The organism is Halalkalicoccus jeotgali B3 (assembly GCF_000196895.1).
In the GTDB taxonomy this organism is placed as follows: domain Archaea; phylum Halobacteriota; class Halobacteria; order Halobacteriales; family Halalkalicoccaceae; genus Halalkalicoccus; species Halalkalicoccus jeotgali.
In genome coordinates this window covers 184,556-200,811 of the sequence record NC_014297.1, presented here as the reverse complement: position 1 = coordinate 200,811, position 16,256 = coordinate 184,556, and the positions used below count along the sequence as shown (strand labels likewise).

The 16,256-nt window shown below is 66.2% G+C and carries 16 protein-coding genes and 1 pseudogene; 12 read left to right on the top strand and 5 right to left on the bottom strand.

Translation table 11 applies throughout. The features are described 5' to 3' along the window. Position 1: 1 nt before the first annotated feature. Both HACJB3_RS00960 and argF read left to right on the top strand, forming a co-directional pair. The gene (locus HACJB3_RS00960) at positions 2 to 1,093 is read left to right on the top strand and encodes a [LysW]-lysine hydrolase (protein ID WP_008418870.1); all 1,092 of its coding nucleotides are present in this window, start codon (positions 2 to 4) and stop codon (positions 1,091 to 1,093) included. Beyond that, positions 1,090 to 1,995, top strand: coding sequence for an ornithine carbamoyltransferase (gene argF / locus HACJB3_RS00955; protein WP_008418871.1), 906 nt, complete (start codon positions 1,090 to 1,092; stop codon positions 1,993 to 1,995). Before HACJB3_RS00960 ends, argF begins: the two co-directional genes overlap by 4 nt. A gap of 23 nt (positions 1,996 to 2,018) precedes the next feature. Here argF and HACJB3_RS00950 read toward each other — a convergent pair whose 3' ends face one another. After that, positions 2,019 to 2,486 carry a hypothetical protein gene (locus HACJB3_RS00950; RefSeq protein ID WP_008418874.1) on the bottom strand — a complete coding sequence of 156 codons (468 nt, stop codon included), beginning with the start codon at positions 2,484 to 2,486 and terminating at the stop codon, positions 2,019 to 2,021. A 164-nt stretch (positions 2,487 to 2,650) separates the two neighbouring features. Here HACJB3_RS00950 and HACJB3_RS00945 point away from each other — a divergent pair. Both HACJB3_RS00945 and thrC read left to right on the top strand, forming a co-directional pair. After that, positions 2,651 to 2,809 (top strand): annotated as a pseudogene (locus tag HACJB3_RS00945) (DNA-binding protein); the annotation flags it as partial. Between the two features lie 33 nt (positions 2,810 to 2,842). Further along, on the top strand, positions 2,843 to 4,099 hold the full coding sequence (gene thrC / locus HACJB3_RS00940; protein ID WP_008418877.1) for a threonine synthase: 1,257 nt from the start codon (positions 2,843 to 2,845) through the stop codon (positions 4,097 to 4,099). A 55-nt stretch (positions 4,100 to 4,154) separates the two neighbouring features. Here thrC and HACJB3_RS00935 read toward each other — a convergent pair whose 3' ends face one another. After that, a complete protein-coding gene (locus tag HACJB3_RS00935) occupies positions 4,155 to 4,400 on the bottom strand; it encodes a hypothetical protein (protein WP_008418879.1) in 246 nt (81 codons plus the stop codon). 687 nt (positions 4,401 to 5,087) lie between these two features. After that, positions 5,088 to 6,701: a phosphoglycerate dehydrogenase gene (gene serA, locus HACJB3_RS00930; protein WP_013199326.1), complete on the bottom strand. Its 1,614-nt coding sequence runs from the start codon at positions 6,699 to 6,701 to the stop codon at positions 5,088 to 5,090. Positions 6,702 to 6,819: 118 nt separating this feature from the next. Between serA and HACJB3_RS21295 the strand changes: the two genes are divergently transcribed. The 4 genes from HACJB3_RS21295 (at position 6,820) to HACJB3_RS20045 (ending at position 8,597) form a co-directional block, all read left to right on the top strand. Beyond that, positions 6,820 to 7,128 carry a hypothetical protein gene (locus tag HACJB3_RS21295; protein ID WP_013199325.1) on the top strand — a complete coding sequence of 103 codons (309 nt, stop codon included), beginning with the start codon at positions 6,820 to 6,822 and terminating at the stop codon, positions 7,126 to 7,128. Next, a complete protein-coding gene (locus HACJB3_RS00925; RefSeq protein ID WP_394295081.1) occupies positions 7,032 to 7,526 on the top strand; it encodes a class I SAM-dependent methyltransferase in 495 nt (164 codons plus the stop codon). The genes HACJB3_RS21295 and HACJB3_RS00925 overlap by 97 nt, the downstream gene beginning before the upstream one ends. A gap of 221 nt (positions 7,527 to 7,747) precedes the next feature. Next, positions 7,748 to 8,383: a phosphoserine phosphatase SerB gene (gene serB, locus HACJB3_RS00920; RefSeq protein WP_008418896.1), complete on the top strand. Its 636-nt coding sequence runs from the start codon at positions 7,748 to 7,750 to the stop codon at positions 8,381 to 8,383. 55 nt (positions 8,384 to 8,438) lie between these two features. Continuing rightward, positions 8,439 to 8,597, top strand: a complete 159-nt coding sequence (locus HACJB3_RS20045) for a hypothetical protein (protein WP_008418898.1) — start codon at positions 8,439 to 8,441, stop codon at positions 8,595 to 8,597. Between the two features lie 2 nt (positions 8,598 to 8,599). Here HACJB3_RS20045 and metX read toward each other — a convergent pair whose 3' ends face one another. Together metX and HACJB3_RS00910 are read right to left on the bottom strand one after the other, a co-directional pair. Then, positions 8,600 to 9,799 (bottom strand): homoserine O-acetyltransferase MetX, encoded by a 1,200-nt coding sequence (metX, locus tag HACJB3_RS00915; RefSeq protein ID WP_008418899.1) that lies wholly within the window; start codon positions 9,797 to 9,799, stop codon positions 8,600 to 8,602. After that, positions 9,796 to 11,079 (bottom strand): O-acetylhomoserine aminocarboxypropyltransferase/cysteine synthase family protein, encoded by a 1,284-nt coding sequence (locus HACJB3_RS00910; RefSeq protein WP_008418901.1) that lies wholly within the window; start codon positions 11,077 to 11,079, stop codon positions 9,796 to 9,798. Before HACJB3_RS00910 ends, metX begins: the two co-directional genes overlap by 4 nt. A gap of 184 nt (positions 11,080 to 11,263) precedes the next feature. Here HACJB3_RS00910 and HACJB3_RS00905 point away from each other — a divergent pair, with 184 nt between their 5' ends. From HACJB3_RS00905 to HACJB3_RS00890, 4 genes are all read left to right on the top strand, one after another. After that, on the top strand, positions 11,264 to 12,484 hold the full coding sequence (locus HACJB3_RS00905; protein ID WP_013199323.1) for an MFS transporter: 1,221 nt from the start codon (positions 11,264 to 11,266) through the stop codon (positions 12,482 to 12,484). 91 nt (positions 12,485 to 12,575) lie between these two features. Beyond that, positions 12,576 to 14,483 (top strand): serine hydrolase domain-containing protein, encoded by a 1,908-nt coding sequence (locus HACJB3_RS00900; RefSeq protein WP_008418905.1) that lies wholly within the window; start codon positions 12,576 to 12,578, stop codon positions 14,481 to 14,483. Between the two features lie 55 nt (positions 14,484 to 14,538). Beyond that, on the top strand, positions 14,539 to 15,039 hold the full coding sequence (locus HACJB3_RS00895; RefSeq protein WP_008418907.1) for a hypothetical protein: 501 nt from the start codon (positions 14,539 to 14,541) through the stop codon (positions 15,037 to 15,039). Between the two features lie 36 nt (positions 15,040 to 15,075). Then, positions 15,076 to 16,248: an enolase C-terminal domain-like protein gene (locus tag HACJB3_RS00890; protein ID WP_008418909.1), complete on the top strand. Its 1,173-nt coding sequence runs from the start codon at positions 15,076 to 15,078 to the stop codon at positions 16,246 to 16,248. Positions 16,249 to 16,256: the final 8 nt, after the last annotated feature.

Genomic DNA, 16,256 nt, shown 5'->3' with positions numbered 1-16,256 from the left:
GATGAGCGTTTCGAGCGACTCGGCGCGCGACCTGCTGATCGGGATGGTTTCGACACCCTCGCCCTCGGGCGAGGAGCGGGCGGCCGCCGAGCGGTTAGTTGACTTCTTCGAGGCTCACGACCGCGAGGCGCGGATCGACGCGGTCGGCAACGTTCGCGCCCCCGCGGACGACCGCGTGCTGCTCACCTCCCACATCGATACGGTCCCGGGCGACATCCCCGTCCGGACGGAGGAGGGCGTTGCGCCGGAGGGGCAACGAGACGGAAGCGGTGAAACCGCTGAAGTGCTCTGGGGGCGGGGCAGCGTCGACGCGACCGGCCCGCTGTGTGCGATGGCGGTCGCCGCCGTCGACTCTGGAACCAGCTTCGCCGGCGTCGTCGGCGAGGAGACCGACTCGCGGGGCGCGTGGTACCTGTTACAGGACAGGGAGCCACCGGACGCGCTGATCAACGGCGAGCCGAGCGGGTGGGACGGCATCACGCTTGGCTATCGAGGGATGCTCGCGGGCACCTACGTCGCGACCAGCGAGTCGGGTCATACCTCCCGGCCCGAGCCAAACGCGATCCAGCACGCAATCGGCTGGTGGGGCCGTATCGAGGAGCGTTTCTCGCCGAGCGAGGACGAAGAGTGGGGCCCCGTCTTCGAGCGCGTGACGACCAAGCCGGTCTCGATCGAGGGCGGCACCGACGAGGACGGGCTCTCGGTTTCGGCGACGCTCGACGGTCAGTTCCGGGTTCCCCCGTCGATGACGACCGGGGAGGTCCGCGAGATCGCCGAGGGCGAACTCCGGACGGACACGGACGCCGCGGGCACCGTCAACTGGAGCAAGCCCATCCCGCCGGTGATGGAGAGCCCCCGAACCGAACTCGCGCGTGCCTTTCGGGTCGCCATCCGGGGCGAGGACGGGGATCCACGCCTGCTGCGCAAGACCGGCACCAGCGACATGAACATCTACGCCTCGGCCTGGGACTGCCCGATGGTGACCTACGGCCCCGGCGACTCGGATCTGGATCACGCACCCGACGAACGCCTCGATCTGTCCGAGTACGACCGCTCGATCGCGGTACTGACGGAGGTAGCAGACCGCCTATGACACGACACTTCATCGATATCGACGACCTGAGCGCCGAGGAGCTAGAGGAGGTGCTCGATCGTGCGGTAGCGTACAAGGAAAAACAGCACGAAGGGGTCTCGCACCCTGACCTCGAACGCCAGACGTTGGGAATGCTCTTTCAAAAGCCGAGCACCCGCACCCGGGTGTCCTTCGAGACGGGAATGACCCAGCTGGGCGGGCACGCCGTCTTCCTCGGCGAGCGCGACATCCAACTGGGTCACGGCGAGCCACTGAAGGACACCGCGCGGGCGCTGTCGGGCTACGTCGATGCGATCATGGCCCGTGTCTTCGAGCACGCAAACATCGAGGAGCTGGCGCGCTACGCGACCGTCCCCGTAATCAACGGCCTGACCGACGACGCCCACCCCTGCCAAACGCTCGCGGACCTGCTGACGATTCGGGAGGCGGTCGGCGAACTCGAAGGGACGTCGGTGGCGTGGGTCGGTGACGCGAATAACGTCGCACGCTCGTTCGCGCTAGGCTGTGCGATCGCGGGCGTCGATCTGACCGTCGCGACGCCCCCGGAGTACGCCCTCGACGCCGATCACGTCGAACGGGCCGACTCGTTCGGGGCGGTACCGACCGTCACCGACGACCCTGCCGAGGCGGTTGCGGGCGCTGACGTCGTCTACACCGACGTCTGGATCAGTATGGGCCAGGAGGACCAGCGCGATTACCGCTTGGCGGCGTTCGAGGGGTTTCAGGTTAACGAGGACTTGCTCGCGGACACCGACGCCCGCGTGATGCACTGCCTGCCGGCCCACCGTGGCGAGGAGATCACCGACGAGGTCGTCGAAGGCGAGCGCTCGCTGGTCTTCGAGCAGGCCGAAAACAGGCTCCACGCCCAGAAGGGACTGTTGTCGTGGCTGCTCGAGGAGTGAGAGGCTCGGTCGGGGGCGCACGTTTACCGGATCGCGGCGTAGACCGCGCCCAGCACCACGCCGTAGACTGCGTGGCCCATCATGCTCATCGGGTCGACGTTCGGCAGTGGCGGGGTCATCGGGAAACCGACCGCGCCGAGCCAGACCGGCATGACGAGCACCGCGAGCGCGATCCAGAGGACGATTCCATAGACGAGTCCCATGCCTACGGTACGGCCGGTCCCGGTCAGCCCGGCCGCGCCGACGATCACCCCGAAGACGACGCCCAGCACCGCGCTGTTTACCATGTGGATGAGCCAGCCGGCGAGGCCGGCAGACCCCTCGATCCCGTACAGGGCGGGGATTCCCACCTCGATGATGGACGGCATCAGCAGGCTCATCATCGCGCCGAAGACCAGCCCGCCGGCGATCCCGCCGATCAACCCGGCCTGCCACGGCTCGAAGCACGTTTCGGTCGACGATCCCGTTTCAATCGGTGTTTCAGTGCTCACGAGTTCGGAGAGGGTCGCGGAGATAGTAACGATTGTTCGGTATAGTTCCGGCGACGCACGAACGGGTGACGTTCATATAGGGGAGGGCGAACGCTGATTGCGCGCGGGCGTCTCTCTGCGAACGAATGGCCGCACCGCTCCGCGTGAGTGCGGGTGAGCTGACCACCGAGGAGTTGATCGGCCTGCTCGATTCGGGTGGCTACGTCTATCAGTACACCGCGGTAGCGTTGCCCGAGGCGAAAGAACGGATGCACGAGGCGCTCGAAGAGTGGAACGAGCGGGTTCACGAGCGGATCGACGGGTTCGGAACGGCGAGTAACTAGGCGCTTTTCACCTCCCGACCCCACCATCCGATAATGAGTCCGAACCTCACGATCGGGACCGAAGCCGTCCCCGACGTCGCCGACGACGGTGTCTGGCTCGAATGCATCGAAACCGGCGAGCAGTACGCCCCCTTCGAGGGAGTCAGGTATCGCAGCGACGCGGGCGCGCTGCTCGAAGTGCGCTACGCCGAACACCCGACGTTCGACACCTTTTCGGGAACCGGCGTCTGGCGCTACGCCGACGCGCTTCCAGTGGAGCGGGAGGTCACCATCGAGGAGGGCGCGACCCCGCTGTACGAAGTGCCCCGGCTGGAAGACGAGGTCGGCGTCGAATCACTCCGGATCAAACACGAGGGAATGAACCCGACGGGGAGCTTCAAGGACCGGGGCATGACCGTCGGCGTCGGCGTCGCCCAACGGCTCGGCGTCGACCGGCTGGCCTGTGCTTCCACTGGAAACACGAGCGCCGCGCTCGCCGCGTACGGCGGGCGTGCGGGCATGGAAACCGTGGTCTTGCTCCCGGCGGGCAAGGTCGCCGCGGGCAAGATCGCCCAGGCGAGCCTGCACGGCGCACGTATCCTCGAAGTCGATGGTAACTTCGACACCTGTCTCGACATCGTCCAGGAGTTGGCGAACCAAGGCGAGGCCTACCTGCTCAACTCGCTGAACCCCTTCAGGCTCGAAGGCCAGAAGACGATCGGCTTCGAGATCCTCGAACGCCACCGCGAGGAGTACGGCGAGTTCCCCGATCGGATCGTCCTCCCCGTCGGCAACGCGGGCAACACCGCGGCGCTGTATAAGGCCTTCAGGGAGCTCGTCGCGAGCGGCGCGCTCGACGAAGAGGAGGTCCCCAAGCTCACCGGCGTGCAGGCCGAGGGCGCGGCACCGATGGTCGAGGCCGTCGAGGAAGGGAGAGAAGAAGTCGAGCGCTGGGAGGAAGTCGAGACGCGCGCAACCGCGATTCGGATCGGCAACCCGGTGAACGCGCCCAAAGCGCTGCCGGGCATCCGGGCGACAGGCGGGACGGCCGTCGCGGTCTCGGACGAGGAGATCACGAACGCCCAGCGGGCCTTGGCGGGCGAGGGCGTCGGCGTCGAGCCCGCCTCGGCGGCGAGCGTCGCGGGCCTGCGGAAGCTTCGGGAGGAGGGCGTCGTGGGGAGCGAGGAGCGCGTGGTCTGTCTGACGACCGGTCATCTACTAAAAGACCCCGACGCGGCGGCCGAAGCCGGCGTGGAACCCGAGTCGGTGCCGGGTGAGACGGCGGGCGTGCTGGAGCATCTCAGAAGTTAGAGGCGGTTCCGATCGATCATACCATTGGAATCGTCAGGCAGCGAGCGCAGGGAGATCACGCCGTGTTCGCGGACAGTTCCTCAGCGGGACCGCATTCGGCGAGAAATTTCGCACTGTCGATAACGGCCCCATCCTCCGAACGTGCATGGAGTTCGAATACCACCGGGCCATCGTAGTCAAACGTAAGTGACCCCTGCTCGCCGGTCCACGGTTGACTCATCACCTGCTCGCCGTCAATAATGATCGCTATCGAATCGGCGGACTGGTCAGTTTCGACGTCGAACTTGACGGTCACAGACATTTCGTCGACCAAGACGGTCAGAATGCTCAACGTCTCACCGGGAGAGCGCTGTATTGGTGCTCTGCATATCGTCCCCTCTGTCGAACCACCGGTCGCTTCAGATGGTCTGTTCAGGAGCACATAAGCCGTGGAGCTGCTACCAATGGTAGCCAATCCAGCGCCGAGAAGTTGTCTACGAGTAACCATTACGTATCACTTGATTTTTCAATTTTTGTATTCTGTCGTCGTTGTTCTCCAGCATCACCGGGAAACGCCTACGGGTTTCCGACAACGCGCGTTCTCCACGTAAGACCGGGGAGAAATTCTGTGTCGAAGTAAAACGGAGAGCGAATCGCGTTTGATTCAAATAATTCAAGGGAGTGGCCTTCCGACGCCACAGACTCATCAGAAGCATGTGTGTCACCCTTTCCACTTGCTGCACCGACGATTCCAGTAGCACCAAAGAAAGCTACAGAACTGCTGATAGTCGTGAATACTGAGCGCCGGTTGTAGTTTTTATTCCACATAATATTTCTAATATTTTATTTTATATAGTTAACTATTTTAATTAAATATCAGATTTTATATTTATAATGGAATCAAGATGTGATATCAAGATATTTTATCAATATTCCTTATGTATATTTTATCGTATGGCATAAATTAGATGTGGATATTCCTCGATGTTTAATAAAAGACAACGGTCGACTACAACGAGGTCCGCACCGTATCCGCGCCGTCCAGCGTGATGTAGCGCGCCTCGATGATCCGCTCGTCGTCCTCCAGCTGGGCGAGCAGCTCCTCGCCCACCTCCTCGTCTAAGTCGTAGACGGTGATCGCCTCGCCGCCGATGGCCTCGCGGGCGTTGAACATCCCCGCGATGTTGATGCCGTTCTCCCCCAGAACGGTGCCGATAAAGCCGATGGTGCCGGGCTCGTCGTAGTTACGCGCGACGAGCATATGGCCGTGGGGAATGGCGTCGACCCGGTAGTCGTCGATCCGGACGATCCGGGGATCGTCGTCGGCAAAGAGGGTGCCTGAAACGCCGAGTTCGGTCTCGCCGTCGCCGTTGCCGACCGTTACGGTGACCACGCTACGGAAGTTCTCGGCCTGATGACTCTTGGTCTCGGTGACGTCGACGCCGCGGTCCTCCGCGACCTGCGGGGCGTTGACGGCGTTGACCTGCCACTCCAAGGGAGAGAACACGCCTTTCAGCGCGCTTGCGGTCACCAGATCGACCTCCTCCTCTGCGATTTCGCCGGCATAGCGGATGTCGACGCTCTCGACGCGCTTATCGAGCAGTTGGGCGGCGATCCGGCCCGCCGTCTCGGCGAGTTCGATGTACGGGCGCACGCGGGGGAACGCGCTCTTGTCGATCGAGGGGGCGTTCAGCGCGTTGAGGACGGGTTCGTCGTTGAAAGCGGCGAGCACCTGTTCGGCCGTGCTGGTCGCGACGTTCTCCTGGGCGGCTTCCGTCGAAGCGCCGAGATGGGGCGTGACGATAACGTCCTCGACATCGAGAAGGGGGTTCTCGGGCGAGATCGGTTCCTCGGCGAAGACGTCGAGCGCCGCCCCCTTCAGCGGGCCGGTCTCGACGGCTTCCGCGAGCGCCGCCTCGTCGACGACGCCGCCACGGGCACAGTTGATCAGGTAGCCCTCGCCGAGCAGTTCGAGTTCGTCGTGACTGATCAGGTCCTCCGTCTCGGGGGTCAGCGGGGTGTGGACGGTCAGGAAGTCCGCCCGTTCGATACAGGCCTCGAACTCGACGAGGTCGGCGCCGATCTGCTCGGCGCGGTCCTCGGAGATGTACGGATCGTACGCGACGAGGTCCATCCCAAGGTTATTCAGCCGTTTCGCGACCTCCTGGCCGACGCGTCCGAGCCCGACGATTCCGAGCGTCTTGTTGTTGACCTCGGTCCCCAAGAAGTCGCTTTTGGCCCAGTCGCCGGCCTTCAATCTGGTATGAGCCTGCGGGATCGAGCGGGCGGCGGCGAAGGTCATCGCGACGGTGTGTTCTGCGGCCGCCCGGACGTTACCCTCGGGTGCGTTGGCGACGATCACGCCGTGTTCGGTCGCCGCGTCGATATCGATGTTGTCGACGCCGATGCCCGCGCGGCCGACGATCATCAGGTCGGCGGCGCCGTCGAGCACCTCGCGAGTTACCTCGGTGCCAGAACGGACGATCAGCCCGTGGACGCCGGCGAGGGCCTCTACGAGGGCGGGCCCGCCGTCGAGATCGTAGTCGATTTCGACCTCGTGGCCGGCTTCGCGCAACGTTTCCAACCCCGCGTCGTCGATGGGGTCCGTAACGAGAATCCTCATGCGAGAGAACTCCCCCGCGTCGGGGTTAACCCTTGTGTCATCGGCAGCGCTGGCCTTCCAGGGGAAGCGATACCGTGTGTCGGACTAACACTATCTGGGTGGCTCGCGAGGTCGAGGTATGAGCGACGCGTTCGGACGCATGGTCGCGGACTTCCACCATGGACGGCTGGTCGAGCAGCCCGTCTACCGGCGCGACGACGGACACGTCAGCGAGGCGCATCTCGCGGGGTATTTCGCCGACTACGGGGAGTGGAGCGACTTCGAAAACGGATGGTCGAGCACGCTTCGGGATCGATCCTCGATGCCGGTTGTGGGGTCGGCCGGACGGCGCTGTGGGCACGGGAACGCGGTCACGCCGTTTTCGGAGTCGACCGGAGCCCCGGCGCGATCCGGGTCGCCCGCAAACGAGGGCTCAAACGCGCGCTAGTGGGCGATCTGACCCACCTACCGGTAGACCGCGCGTTCGATACGGTGCTCGTCGTCGGCCAGCAGCTCGGACTCGGGCGCTCGCGAGCGGCGCTCGACGGGACGCTTTCGGAGCTCGCCCGGGTCACAAAGCCGGGCGAACGGCTCGTCGCCGATCTGAGCGATCCGACGGGTCCCGAGGCGTGGGCCGAATCGGAGTACCTCGATCGCCACGCGGTCGGAGACGGCCTCGCGTACCGTCGGTTTCGCGTCGAGTACGACGAGCTGGCGGGGCCGTGGATCGATCTGCTGATGGCCACTCCCGACGCGCTTGCCGGGGTCATCGCCGGGACGCCGTGGACGGTCGAGCGCCTCCTCGAAACCGAGTCGGCGGCCTACGGCGTCGTACTGGGTCGATAACGGCGACGGAAGTGGAAGGGCGCGATCGCCAGCGGGCGGCGTGGTCGCGGGTCAGTGGTGGGTGCCTCTGACGGCTCACCCGGTGGAGATGGGCCGGTTTCCGGGAAGTACCTGCCGTTCGTCTATTGGGCCCCAGAACACGGTTGATCTATAGCAAACCGGCGTCGAACGGCTCGACGGGGATGGGAGGGTTGAAACCCCGTGCGGACGAACGCCGGACAATGACACTGGTGGCCTTCGACTTCGACGGCACCCTCTCGGACTCGGAGATGACCGTCCTGCTCGGCGAGCGCTGTGGCGTCGCCGACGAGATGGCCGAGATCACCGAGCGCGCGATGAACGACGAGATGAGCTACGCCGACAGCCTGCGCCAGCGCGCCGCGCTGTTGGACGGACTGTCGCGCGAGGAGGCGGAGGCGGCCTACGGCGAAGTTCGTCTCAGGCCGGACGCGGCGGCACTGATCGAGGCGCTCAACGCGGCGGGCGTCCACACCGCCATCCTGACGGGGGGGTTCGAGCGCGGGGTCGAGCGCGCACTCTCCCGCGAGGGCATCACGGTGGACTCGATCGTCGCCAACCGCCTGCCCATGGAAGACGGGGAATTGACGGGCGAGGTCGAGGGCCCCCTGATCGAGGGGACCAAGGACAACGCCCTGCGCAGACTGGCGAGCGCACAGGGCGTCGATCCCGGGGCGACGGTCGCCGTCGGGGACGGCGCCAACGACCTGCCGATGTTGCGAGTCGCCGGACTCGCGGTCGGGTTCGACCCGAAACCCGCCGTCGAGCCCCACTGTGAGGAAGTGATTTCGGAGATGTCGCAGCTTCGCCGGTTGTTCGAAAATCGAGGCGTTCTCTGACGTAACGTTTGGGAAGACCGCCACATTGATGTCAGCCGCGTGAATCCGTGAGGGTATGGATCCGACACTGCTGCACACCGGGGCCGAACACCCCGACCTGACGCTGCTCGTGTTGACAGGTATCCTCTCGTTTGCCGCCGGCACCGGGCTGGGTGCGTACGCGGCGCTCCGCGGGAAGGTCGCGAGCCTACTCGGGGAAACCGCCGAGAACTGACCTCACCGCGAGAAGAGGCTCGCGTGGACCGGCGCGAAGTCGCTACTCTGGTCCGTCTTCGTGTCGGTTATCGCCTTGCCCGCGAGGCCGTCGTCGATGAAGTCCGCGAGCGGTGGCCCCACCTTCCCGGGTTCGACGAGAAACGCGTCGTGGCCGTGGTCGGACTCGATGACGTGGTGAGCGACGTCCCCGTCGGTCGCGCGAAACGCCTCAGCGACGCGCTCGGACTGGGCGACGGTGAAGTGCCAGTCGCCGGTAAAACTCATCAGAAGCGCCTCGCCAGTAAAGGCCGCGAGCGCGTCGGCGTCGGACTCGTATCCCGAGGACAGGTCGTAGTCGTCCATCGCCCGCGTGAGATAGAGATAGCTGTTGGCGTCGAAGCGCTCGACGAACTTCGTCGACTGGTAGTCGAGGTACGACTCGACGTCCCGATACGGGAAGAAGTCGGCGGCGGGGTCGGCGGGAAACGCCTCGCGGTGGGCGTCCCGACCCGCCGAACGGCGGTCGAACTTGCGCTCCATCGAGGCCTTCGAGAGGTACATCATATGCCCCAACTGCCGAGCGAGCGCCAGCCCGTCGTCGGGCGCTGGCCCCCCGTAATACTCGCCACCCCGCCAGTTGGGATCGGTCGTGATCGCCCGCCGGGCGATGGCGTCCATGCCCAGACACTGGGCGTCGAGGCGGGCGGCGGTGGCGACCGGCGCGACCCGCCGAACGTCGTCGGGGTACCTGACTGCCCAATCGAGCGCGTTCATCCCGCCGACCGAGCCCCCGACGACGGCGTGCAGGCGTCCCACGCCCAGATGGTCCAGCAGTTTCCGCTGTGAACGCGTCCAGTCCCCGACCGTGACGGGCGGAAAGTCGGTGCCGTAGGGCTCACCCGTTTCGGGGTTCTCGCTGGCGGGCCCCGAAGAGCCGTAACACGATCCGGGGATATTCGCACAGACGACGTAGTACTCGGCGGTGTCGACGGCTTTGCCCGGCCCGACGATGTCCTCCCACCACGCCGAGGCCTGATCCGTCGTCGTGTCGCGAAACGAGCCCGCGACGTGGGCGCTGCCGGTCAGGGCGTGACAGACCAGCACGCAGTTCTCGCCGGTGAACTCGCCGTAGGTCTCGTAGGCGATCTGGAGGTCGGGAATGGACTCGCCACACTCGAAGCGAAACTCCCCGAGCGAGGCGAGTTCTCGGTTGTCGCTCATGGCTCCCCGCCCGTCGCGCGCTCGATCGCCCGGTCGAGATCGGCCAGGATGTCCTCGGGGTCCTCGATGCCCACCGACAGTCGGACCAGATCCTCGGTGACGCCGCTTTTCGCGCGCTGCTCGGGCGTGAGCTGGCCGTGGGTCGTCGAGGCGGGGTGGATGATCAGCGATTTCGCGTCGCCGATGTTGGCGACGAAGCTCACCAGGTCGACGGCCTCACAGACGCGTTTCCCACCCTCGAAGCCGTTTTCGAGCCCGAAGGCGATCATCCCGCCGAAGCCCCCTTCGAGGTACTCGCGGGCGTTGTCGTGGGTCGGGTGCGACTCGAGGCCGGGATACGTGACCCACGCGACGGCCTCGTGATCCGCGAGGAACTCCGCGACGATCCGCGCGTTCTCGCAGTGGCGTTCCATCCGGAGGGGGAACGATTCGAGCCCCTGGAGGGTGGCCCAGGCGTCGAAGGGCGCCTGCTGGGCGCCCAATGCCCGCAGCGACCGAAACCGGGTGGCGGCCGCGAAGGGAGCATCCGAAAAGTCGCGACTGAAATCGATGCCCTCGTAGGCGGGGTTCTCGCCCGCCAGTTCCTCGTAGCCCGACCAGTCGAACTCCCCGCCGTCGACGAGCACGCCGCCGACCGTCGAGCCCGAACCGTGGAGCCACTTCGTGGTCGACTCCCAGACGAGATCCGCGCCACGCTCTACGGGCCGACAGAGGTAGGGAGTGGCGAACGTGTTGTCGACCACGAGCGGCACGTCGTGATCGTGTGCGATCTCCCCGAGGCGTTCGATGTCGGGCGTGACGAGCGACGGATTGCCGATGGTCTCGCAGTGGACGTACGCCGTCCCCTCGTCGATCGCGTTCTCGTAGGCCTCGTAATCGAGCGTGTCGACGAACCGGGTTTCGATCCCCCGGCGACCGGCGACGTGCTCGAAGTAGGCGGTAGTGCCGCCGTAGATAGCGGAGGAAGAAACGATCGAGTCGCCGGGGGCAGCAAGCAGGAAGGTCGCGGCGTCGAGGGCGGCCATTCCCGAGGCGGTGGCGACCGCCCCGGCACCGCCTTCGAGGGCGGCCAGACGCTCCTCGAGCGCCCGCGTCGTCGGGTTGCTGATCCGCGAGTAGACGTCGCCCTCCGCCGAGAGCGCGTAGAGGTCGGCGGCGTGGTCGGCGCTCTCGAACTCGTAGGAGGTCGTCTGATAGATCGGCGGCGCGCGAGCGCCCGTCGCCGGGTCCGCACGCGTGCCGGCGTGGACGCTCCGCGTCGCGGGTCCCCATCGATTCATGTACGTGATGCATATCCTCCTAGAGTTTTATAACCAGCAATAACGGCAAGATTCGCAGCCTCTCGACGACGGCCGTCGGAACCGTCCATCGTCTCGGAGGAAAAGCGAGTGGATGGATCGAGGCGGCGATCCCCGCGAGTCCGGCAGTCGTCGTCGTGGCGCCCGTCGATCCATAGGAGGTTAGGTGATCGCCCCCGTAGGGGCGAGCGTGAGCTCTCCGAGGCGCGACCGGGTCGTGCTCGCGGCGGTGGTCTTCGTCGTGTTGCTGGCGCAAGTACTCCTCTATCCGGGGATCGCCGACCTCGTGGCGGCGCTGGGCGCGAGTACCGACCTGGACGCGAGCATGTGGTTTCTCGTCGCGGAGTTCTCGGCGTTCGTCGTCTGTGCGAGCCTCTGGGGGGCCGCCAGCGACCGAGCGGGGCGACGAGTACCCTTCATCGCCCTCGGGGCGACCGGCGGTGCGGCGGGTTATCTCGGGCTGGCGGCCCTCCCCGCAGTCGTGGATCTCGCCTTCGCCCACGTGCTATTGATCCGCGTCCTGCAGGGCGCGATGACCATCGCGGCCTTCTCGCTGTCGATGACGATGTTGATGGACCTGCCGGGCGGGCACGGCAAGAACATGGGTGCGGCGGGCATCGCCATCGGCGGGGGTACCGCGACCGGCGCGCCGCTTGGCGGCCAACTCGCCACGCTGGACCCGCTCGCACCCCTCTGGGTCGCCGGGGTGTTGTTGCTCGCGGTCGTCCCGCTGGTCGGGCTTCTCGGCGATCGGGCCCCCGGGGAGGGGCGGGGATCGCTGCGGGAGATCCTCGGGGGACTCACGGAAACCCCGGCGCTCGGGTTGCCCTTCGCCTTCGGCTTCATCGACCGGATGACCGCTGGGTTCTTCGCGCTCGTGGGCACCTTTTACTTCCAGGAGACCTTCGGGATCGGGCCCGCAGAAACCGGGATCGTCCTCGGGATGTTCTTCGTCCCCTTCGCGCTGTTGCAGTATCCGATGGGCGTGCTCTCCGATCGGATCGGTCGGACGCTCCCCATCGTGGTCGGCTCGGCGTGTTTCGGCGGCGCGATCGTCCTCGTCGGGCTGGCTCCGACGCTTTCGCTCGCGCAGGCCGGCATGGTGCTAGTGGGGGTGCTGGGCGCGCTCGTCTCGCCGGCGACGATGGCGCTCGTGACCGATCTGGCGAACGAGAGCGAGCGCGGCGCGTCGATGGCCGGGTTCAACATCGCCGGCAGCATGGGCTTTCTCGCGGGCTTTCTCGTCGGTGGCACCGTCGCCGATGCGTATGGGTATCTCGCGGCCTTCCTCGTCGTCGGTGGCCTCGAGGTCCTGATCGCCGCTGTCTGTCTGCCGCTGTTCTTGCGGATCGAGATCCCCGTCGAGGGAACGTTTCGCCCGGAGTGAGAGCGACTCCCGCCTCCGACGCCCGGTTCGGGCCACCCACCGTCCGCTGAAGATATATATACGATCCGCGAGTGGATGCGAGCAACGCGGAATGAGTCCCTCCACCGACATCTCCCGTCGAACCGTCCTCAAGGGCGCAGGAGCGGCCGCCGCCGGGGCGGTGGCCGGGCGGCCGGCCGGCGCCCAGTCCGACCCCGACTCGCCCGACCCCGATGGCCTGGAGACGTTCGTCGACGGGCTGATGGCCGAAGGGCTCGCCGAACACGACGTCGCGGGCGCGACGGTCGCGGTCGTCGGCGGGGGTGAGACGCTGCTCGCGAAGGGCTACGGGCGGGCCGACGTCGAGAACGACGAACCCGTCGACGCCGAGGAGACCCTCTTTCGGATCGGCTCGGTCTCGAAGCTGTTCGGCTGGACGGGCGTGATGCAGGGGGTCGAGCGGGGCGAGTTCGACCTCGATACGGACGTCAACGAGTATTTAGAGGACGTGACGATCCCCGGGGCCTACAGCGAACCGGTCACGCTCGACCACCTCGGCACCCACACGCCGGGCTTCGAGGAGCGCTACCGGGGGACGTTCGTCGAGGATCCCGAAGACCTCCGCCCGCTCGGTGAGACGTTGGCCGGCGAACAGCCGACACGGGTTCGCCCACCGGGGGAGCTTGCCGCCTACTCGAACTACGGGGCCGCGCTCGCGGGCCATATCGTCGCCGAGCAAGCCGGAACGAGCTTCGGGGGCTACGTGCAGGCGAACGTCTTCGAGCCGCTGGGGATGGATCACAGCACGTTCGCCCAGCCGGTGCCGGAGGGGGTCGGTGAGGTCTCGAAGGGCTACCGGTATCAAGATGGGGAGTTCGTCGAGGGCGAGTTCGAGTACGTCGGAATCGCGCCCGCAGGCTCGATGAGCGCGACCGCCACGGACATGGCGCGATTCATGCGCGCGCACCTGGCGGGCGGAGAGCTGAAGGGAACACGGATCCTCGAAGCGGGGACAGTCGAGGCGATGCACCGCCGGCGGTTCGCCCACGACGAGCGGGTCGACGGGATCTGTTATGGCTTCTACGAGATGAGCCACGGCGGGGAACGGGCCATCGGCCACGGCGGCGATACGGAACTCTTTCACAGCCAGCTGTTGCTCGCACCCGAACAGGACCTCGGGCTGTTCGTCTCGTACAACAGCCCCGGCGGGACGCAGGCCCGCGAGGAGTTCATCGGGGCCTTTCTCGACCGCTACCTCGGGGAGCCCGACCCGCCGGCTGTGGCCGACGGGGTGACCCGCGGCGAGGCGCTCACGGGGTCCTACCGAGCGATCCGTTATCCACACACCACCTACGAGAAGATCGGCGCGCTGGGCGGGGCGATGGAGGTCCGGATCGATGACGACGCGCTCGTGACGGAGCTCCCCGGGGCCGGCGTCGAGCGGTGGATCGAGGTCGAGCCGTTGGTCTTTCGCCGCGAGGACGGCGGGGATACCCTGGTTTTCGAGGAGGACGACGGCGAGATCACCCACCTCTTTCTGGGGAGCGTTCCGGTGATGGCGTTCGAGCGTCTCGCGTGGTACGAGGCGACGACGGCGCAGCTCGCGGTGGTCGGGCTCTCGCTTCTCGTGTTCCTCTCTGCGGTCGTGGGCTGGTCCGCACTCGGGCTCTGGCACCGAATGAGGGACCGCCCGCCGGGGCCCGAACGGCCGCGGATCGCGCGGTGGACGGCGGGACTCGCAAGCGCGCTGTTCGTCGGGTTCGCCGTCGGGCTCGGCACCCTCGTGGCCGTCGACCCCAACGCGATACTGTTCGAGGCACCACCGGCGTTGCTGGGGTTGCTTGCGCTCCCGGTGCTGGGGGTGGTGGCGACGCTCGGAACGCTCGCGTGCTGTGTGCTCGCGTGGCACGACGGCGACTGGGGAGTGCTCTCGCGGCTCCACTACACGTTGGTGGCGCTGACGTGCGTAGTATTCCTCGCGGTGCTTCGCTACTGGAACCTGCTCGGGTTCCGTCTCTGAAGGGACCGGCAGGTGCAGGGAGGCTTTTTGTCCCCTTGGAGCGACAGAAACGGGTATGGCACCGAACCTACCGGACCTGCTGGGGCGGGGATTCGATCGAGGATTGGAGGCGGCCTTTACCGCCGACTCGATCACACAACTCGTCGAGGCGGTCGATCTAGAGGCGCTCGAACAGGGCGATCCCGAGGCGATGGACTTCGAGCGCATGGGCGAGCTGGTCGGGCAGATGACCGGCCGACTCGTCGTCAAACAGACGGTCGGGCGCTACACGCCCGGCCAGTTCGCCGAACAGACGGTGGGCTATGCGGTCGGCGGCGCGATCGGCCGCGAAGGCGGGCGGCTCGTCCTCCAACTGGTCGAAGACCAGCGTGGCGATCCCGTCGAGGTCGAAATCGACGTGCTCGACGAGGAGGAAGTCGAAGAGAGCGACGATATCCACGATCTGGACGGGGAGGACGTGGACGGGCTGGGTGACCTCGGCGGCGACGGGCTGGAGGGGCTCGACGAGGACGACGCCGGACTCGACGACGGGGAGTCGCACGGTCCCGACGAATAGCCCCAACCTTTTTCCTATAGACGGAGAGTGCCCGGTATGGAACCACGGATCACCCGGATCCAGTCGACGGAGTTCTCCTACCCGATCGAAGACGTCGGCACCGACGAGAACGGCTTCAACCTGACCTACGAACCCGGGGCGGTCACCGAGCGGAAGCTCTTCGCCCTCCAGATCGAGACCACCGAGGGGATCACCGGCGAGTATATCGGCGGCAATTCGCCGGCGTTCGCCCAGATCAACACGGTGGCGGACTACCTGATCGGGAAGAACCCCCTGCACCGAGAGCGCCACTGGAGCGAACTCAAGCGCGCCTTGCGGAAGTACGACCGCATGGGGATCGGGCCGCTCGACATCGCGCTGTGGGATTTTGCGGGCAAGTACCACGACGCCCCGATCCACGAGCTATTGGGGACGTATCGTGAGCGCCTGCCCACGTATGCCTCGACGTATCATGCCGACGACAGCGGCGGGCTCAACTCCCCGGCGGCGTACGCCGACTTCGCGGAGGAGTGTCGCGAACGGGGGTTTCCGGGTTTCAAGATCCACGGCTGGGGTGGCGGCGACGACGCCCGACAGATAGACAGGGAGATCGCCACGGTTCATGCCGTCGGCGAGCGCGTCGGCAGCGGGATGGACCTGATGCTCGATCCGGCCTGCGAGTACGAGACGTTCGCCGACGCCCTTCAGGTCGGGAAGGCGTGTGACAAACAGGACTTCTACTGGTACGAGGACCCGTATCGCGACGGCGGGAGCAGCCAGCACGCTCACCGCAAACTGGGCGAGCACATAGACACCCCAATTTTGCAGACCGAACACGTCCGGGGGCTCGAACCCTTTACCGACTTCATCGCGAGCGGGGCAACGGATTTCGTCCGCGCGGACCCCGAGTACGACGGCGGGATCACCGGCGCGATGAAACGCGCGAAGATCGCGGAAGGGTTCGGCCTCGACGTGGAGTTTCACGCGCCCGGACCGGCCCAGCGCCACTGTATCGCCGCGACGAGGAACGCGAACTACTACGAGCTCGCGTTGGTCCACCCGAAATGCGACAACACCCAGCCGCCGGTCTATCTCGGCGGCTACTCCGATCAGCTCGATGCGGTCGATCCGGACGGAACGGTCGGCGTTCCCGACGGACCCGGCCTCGGCGTCGAGTACGACTGGGAGTACATCGAATCGCGCGCACTCGGCGGCCGGGAGTACGAATAGCGGATCAG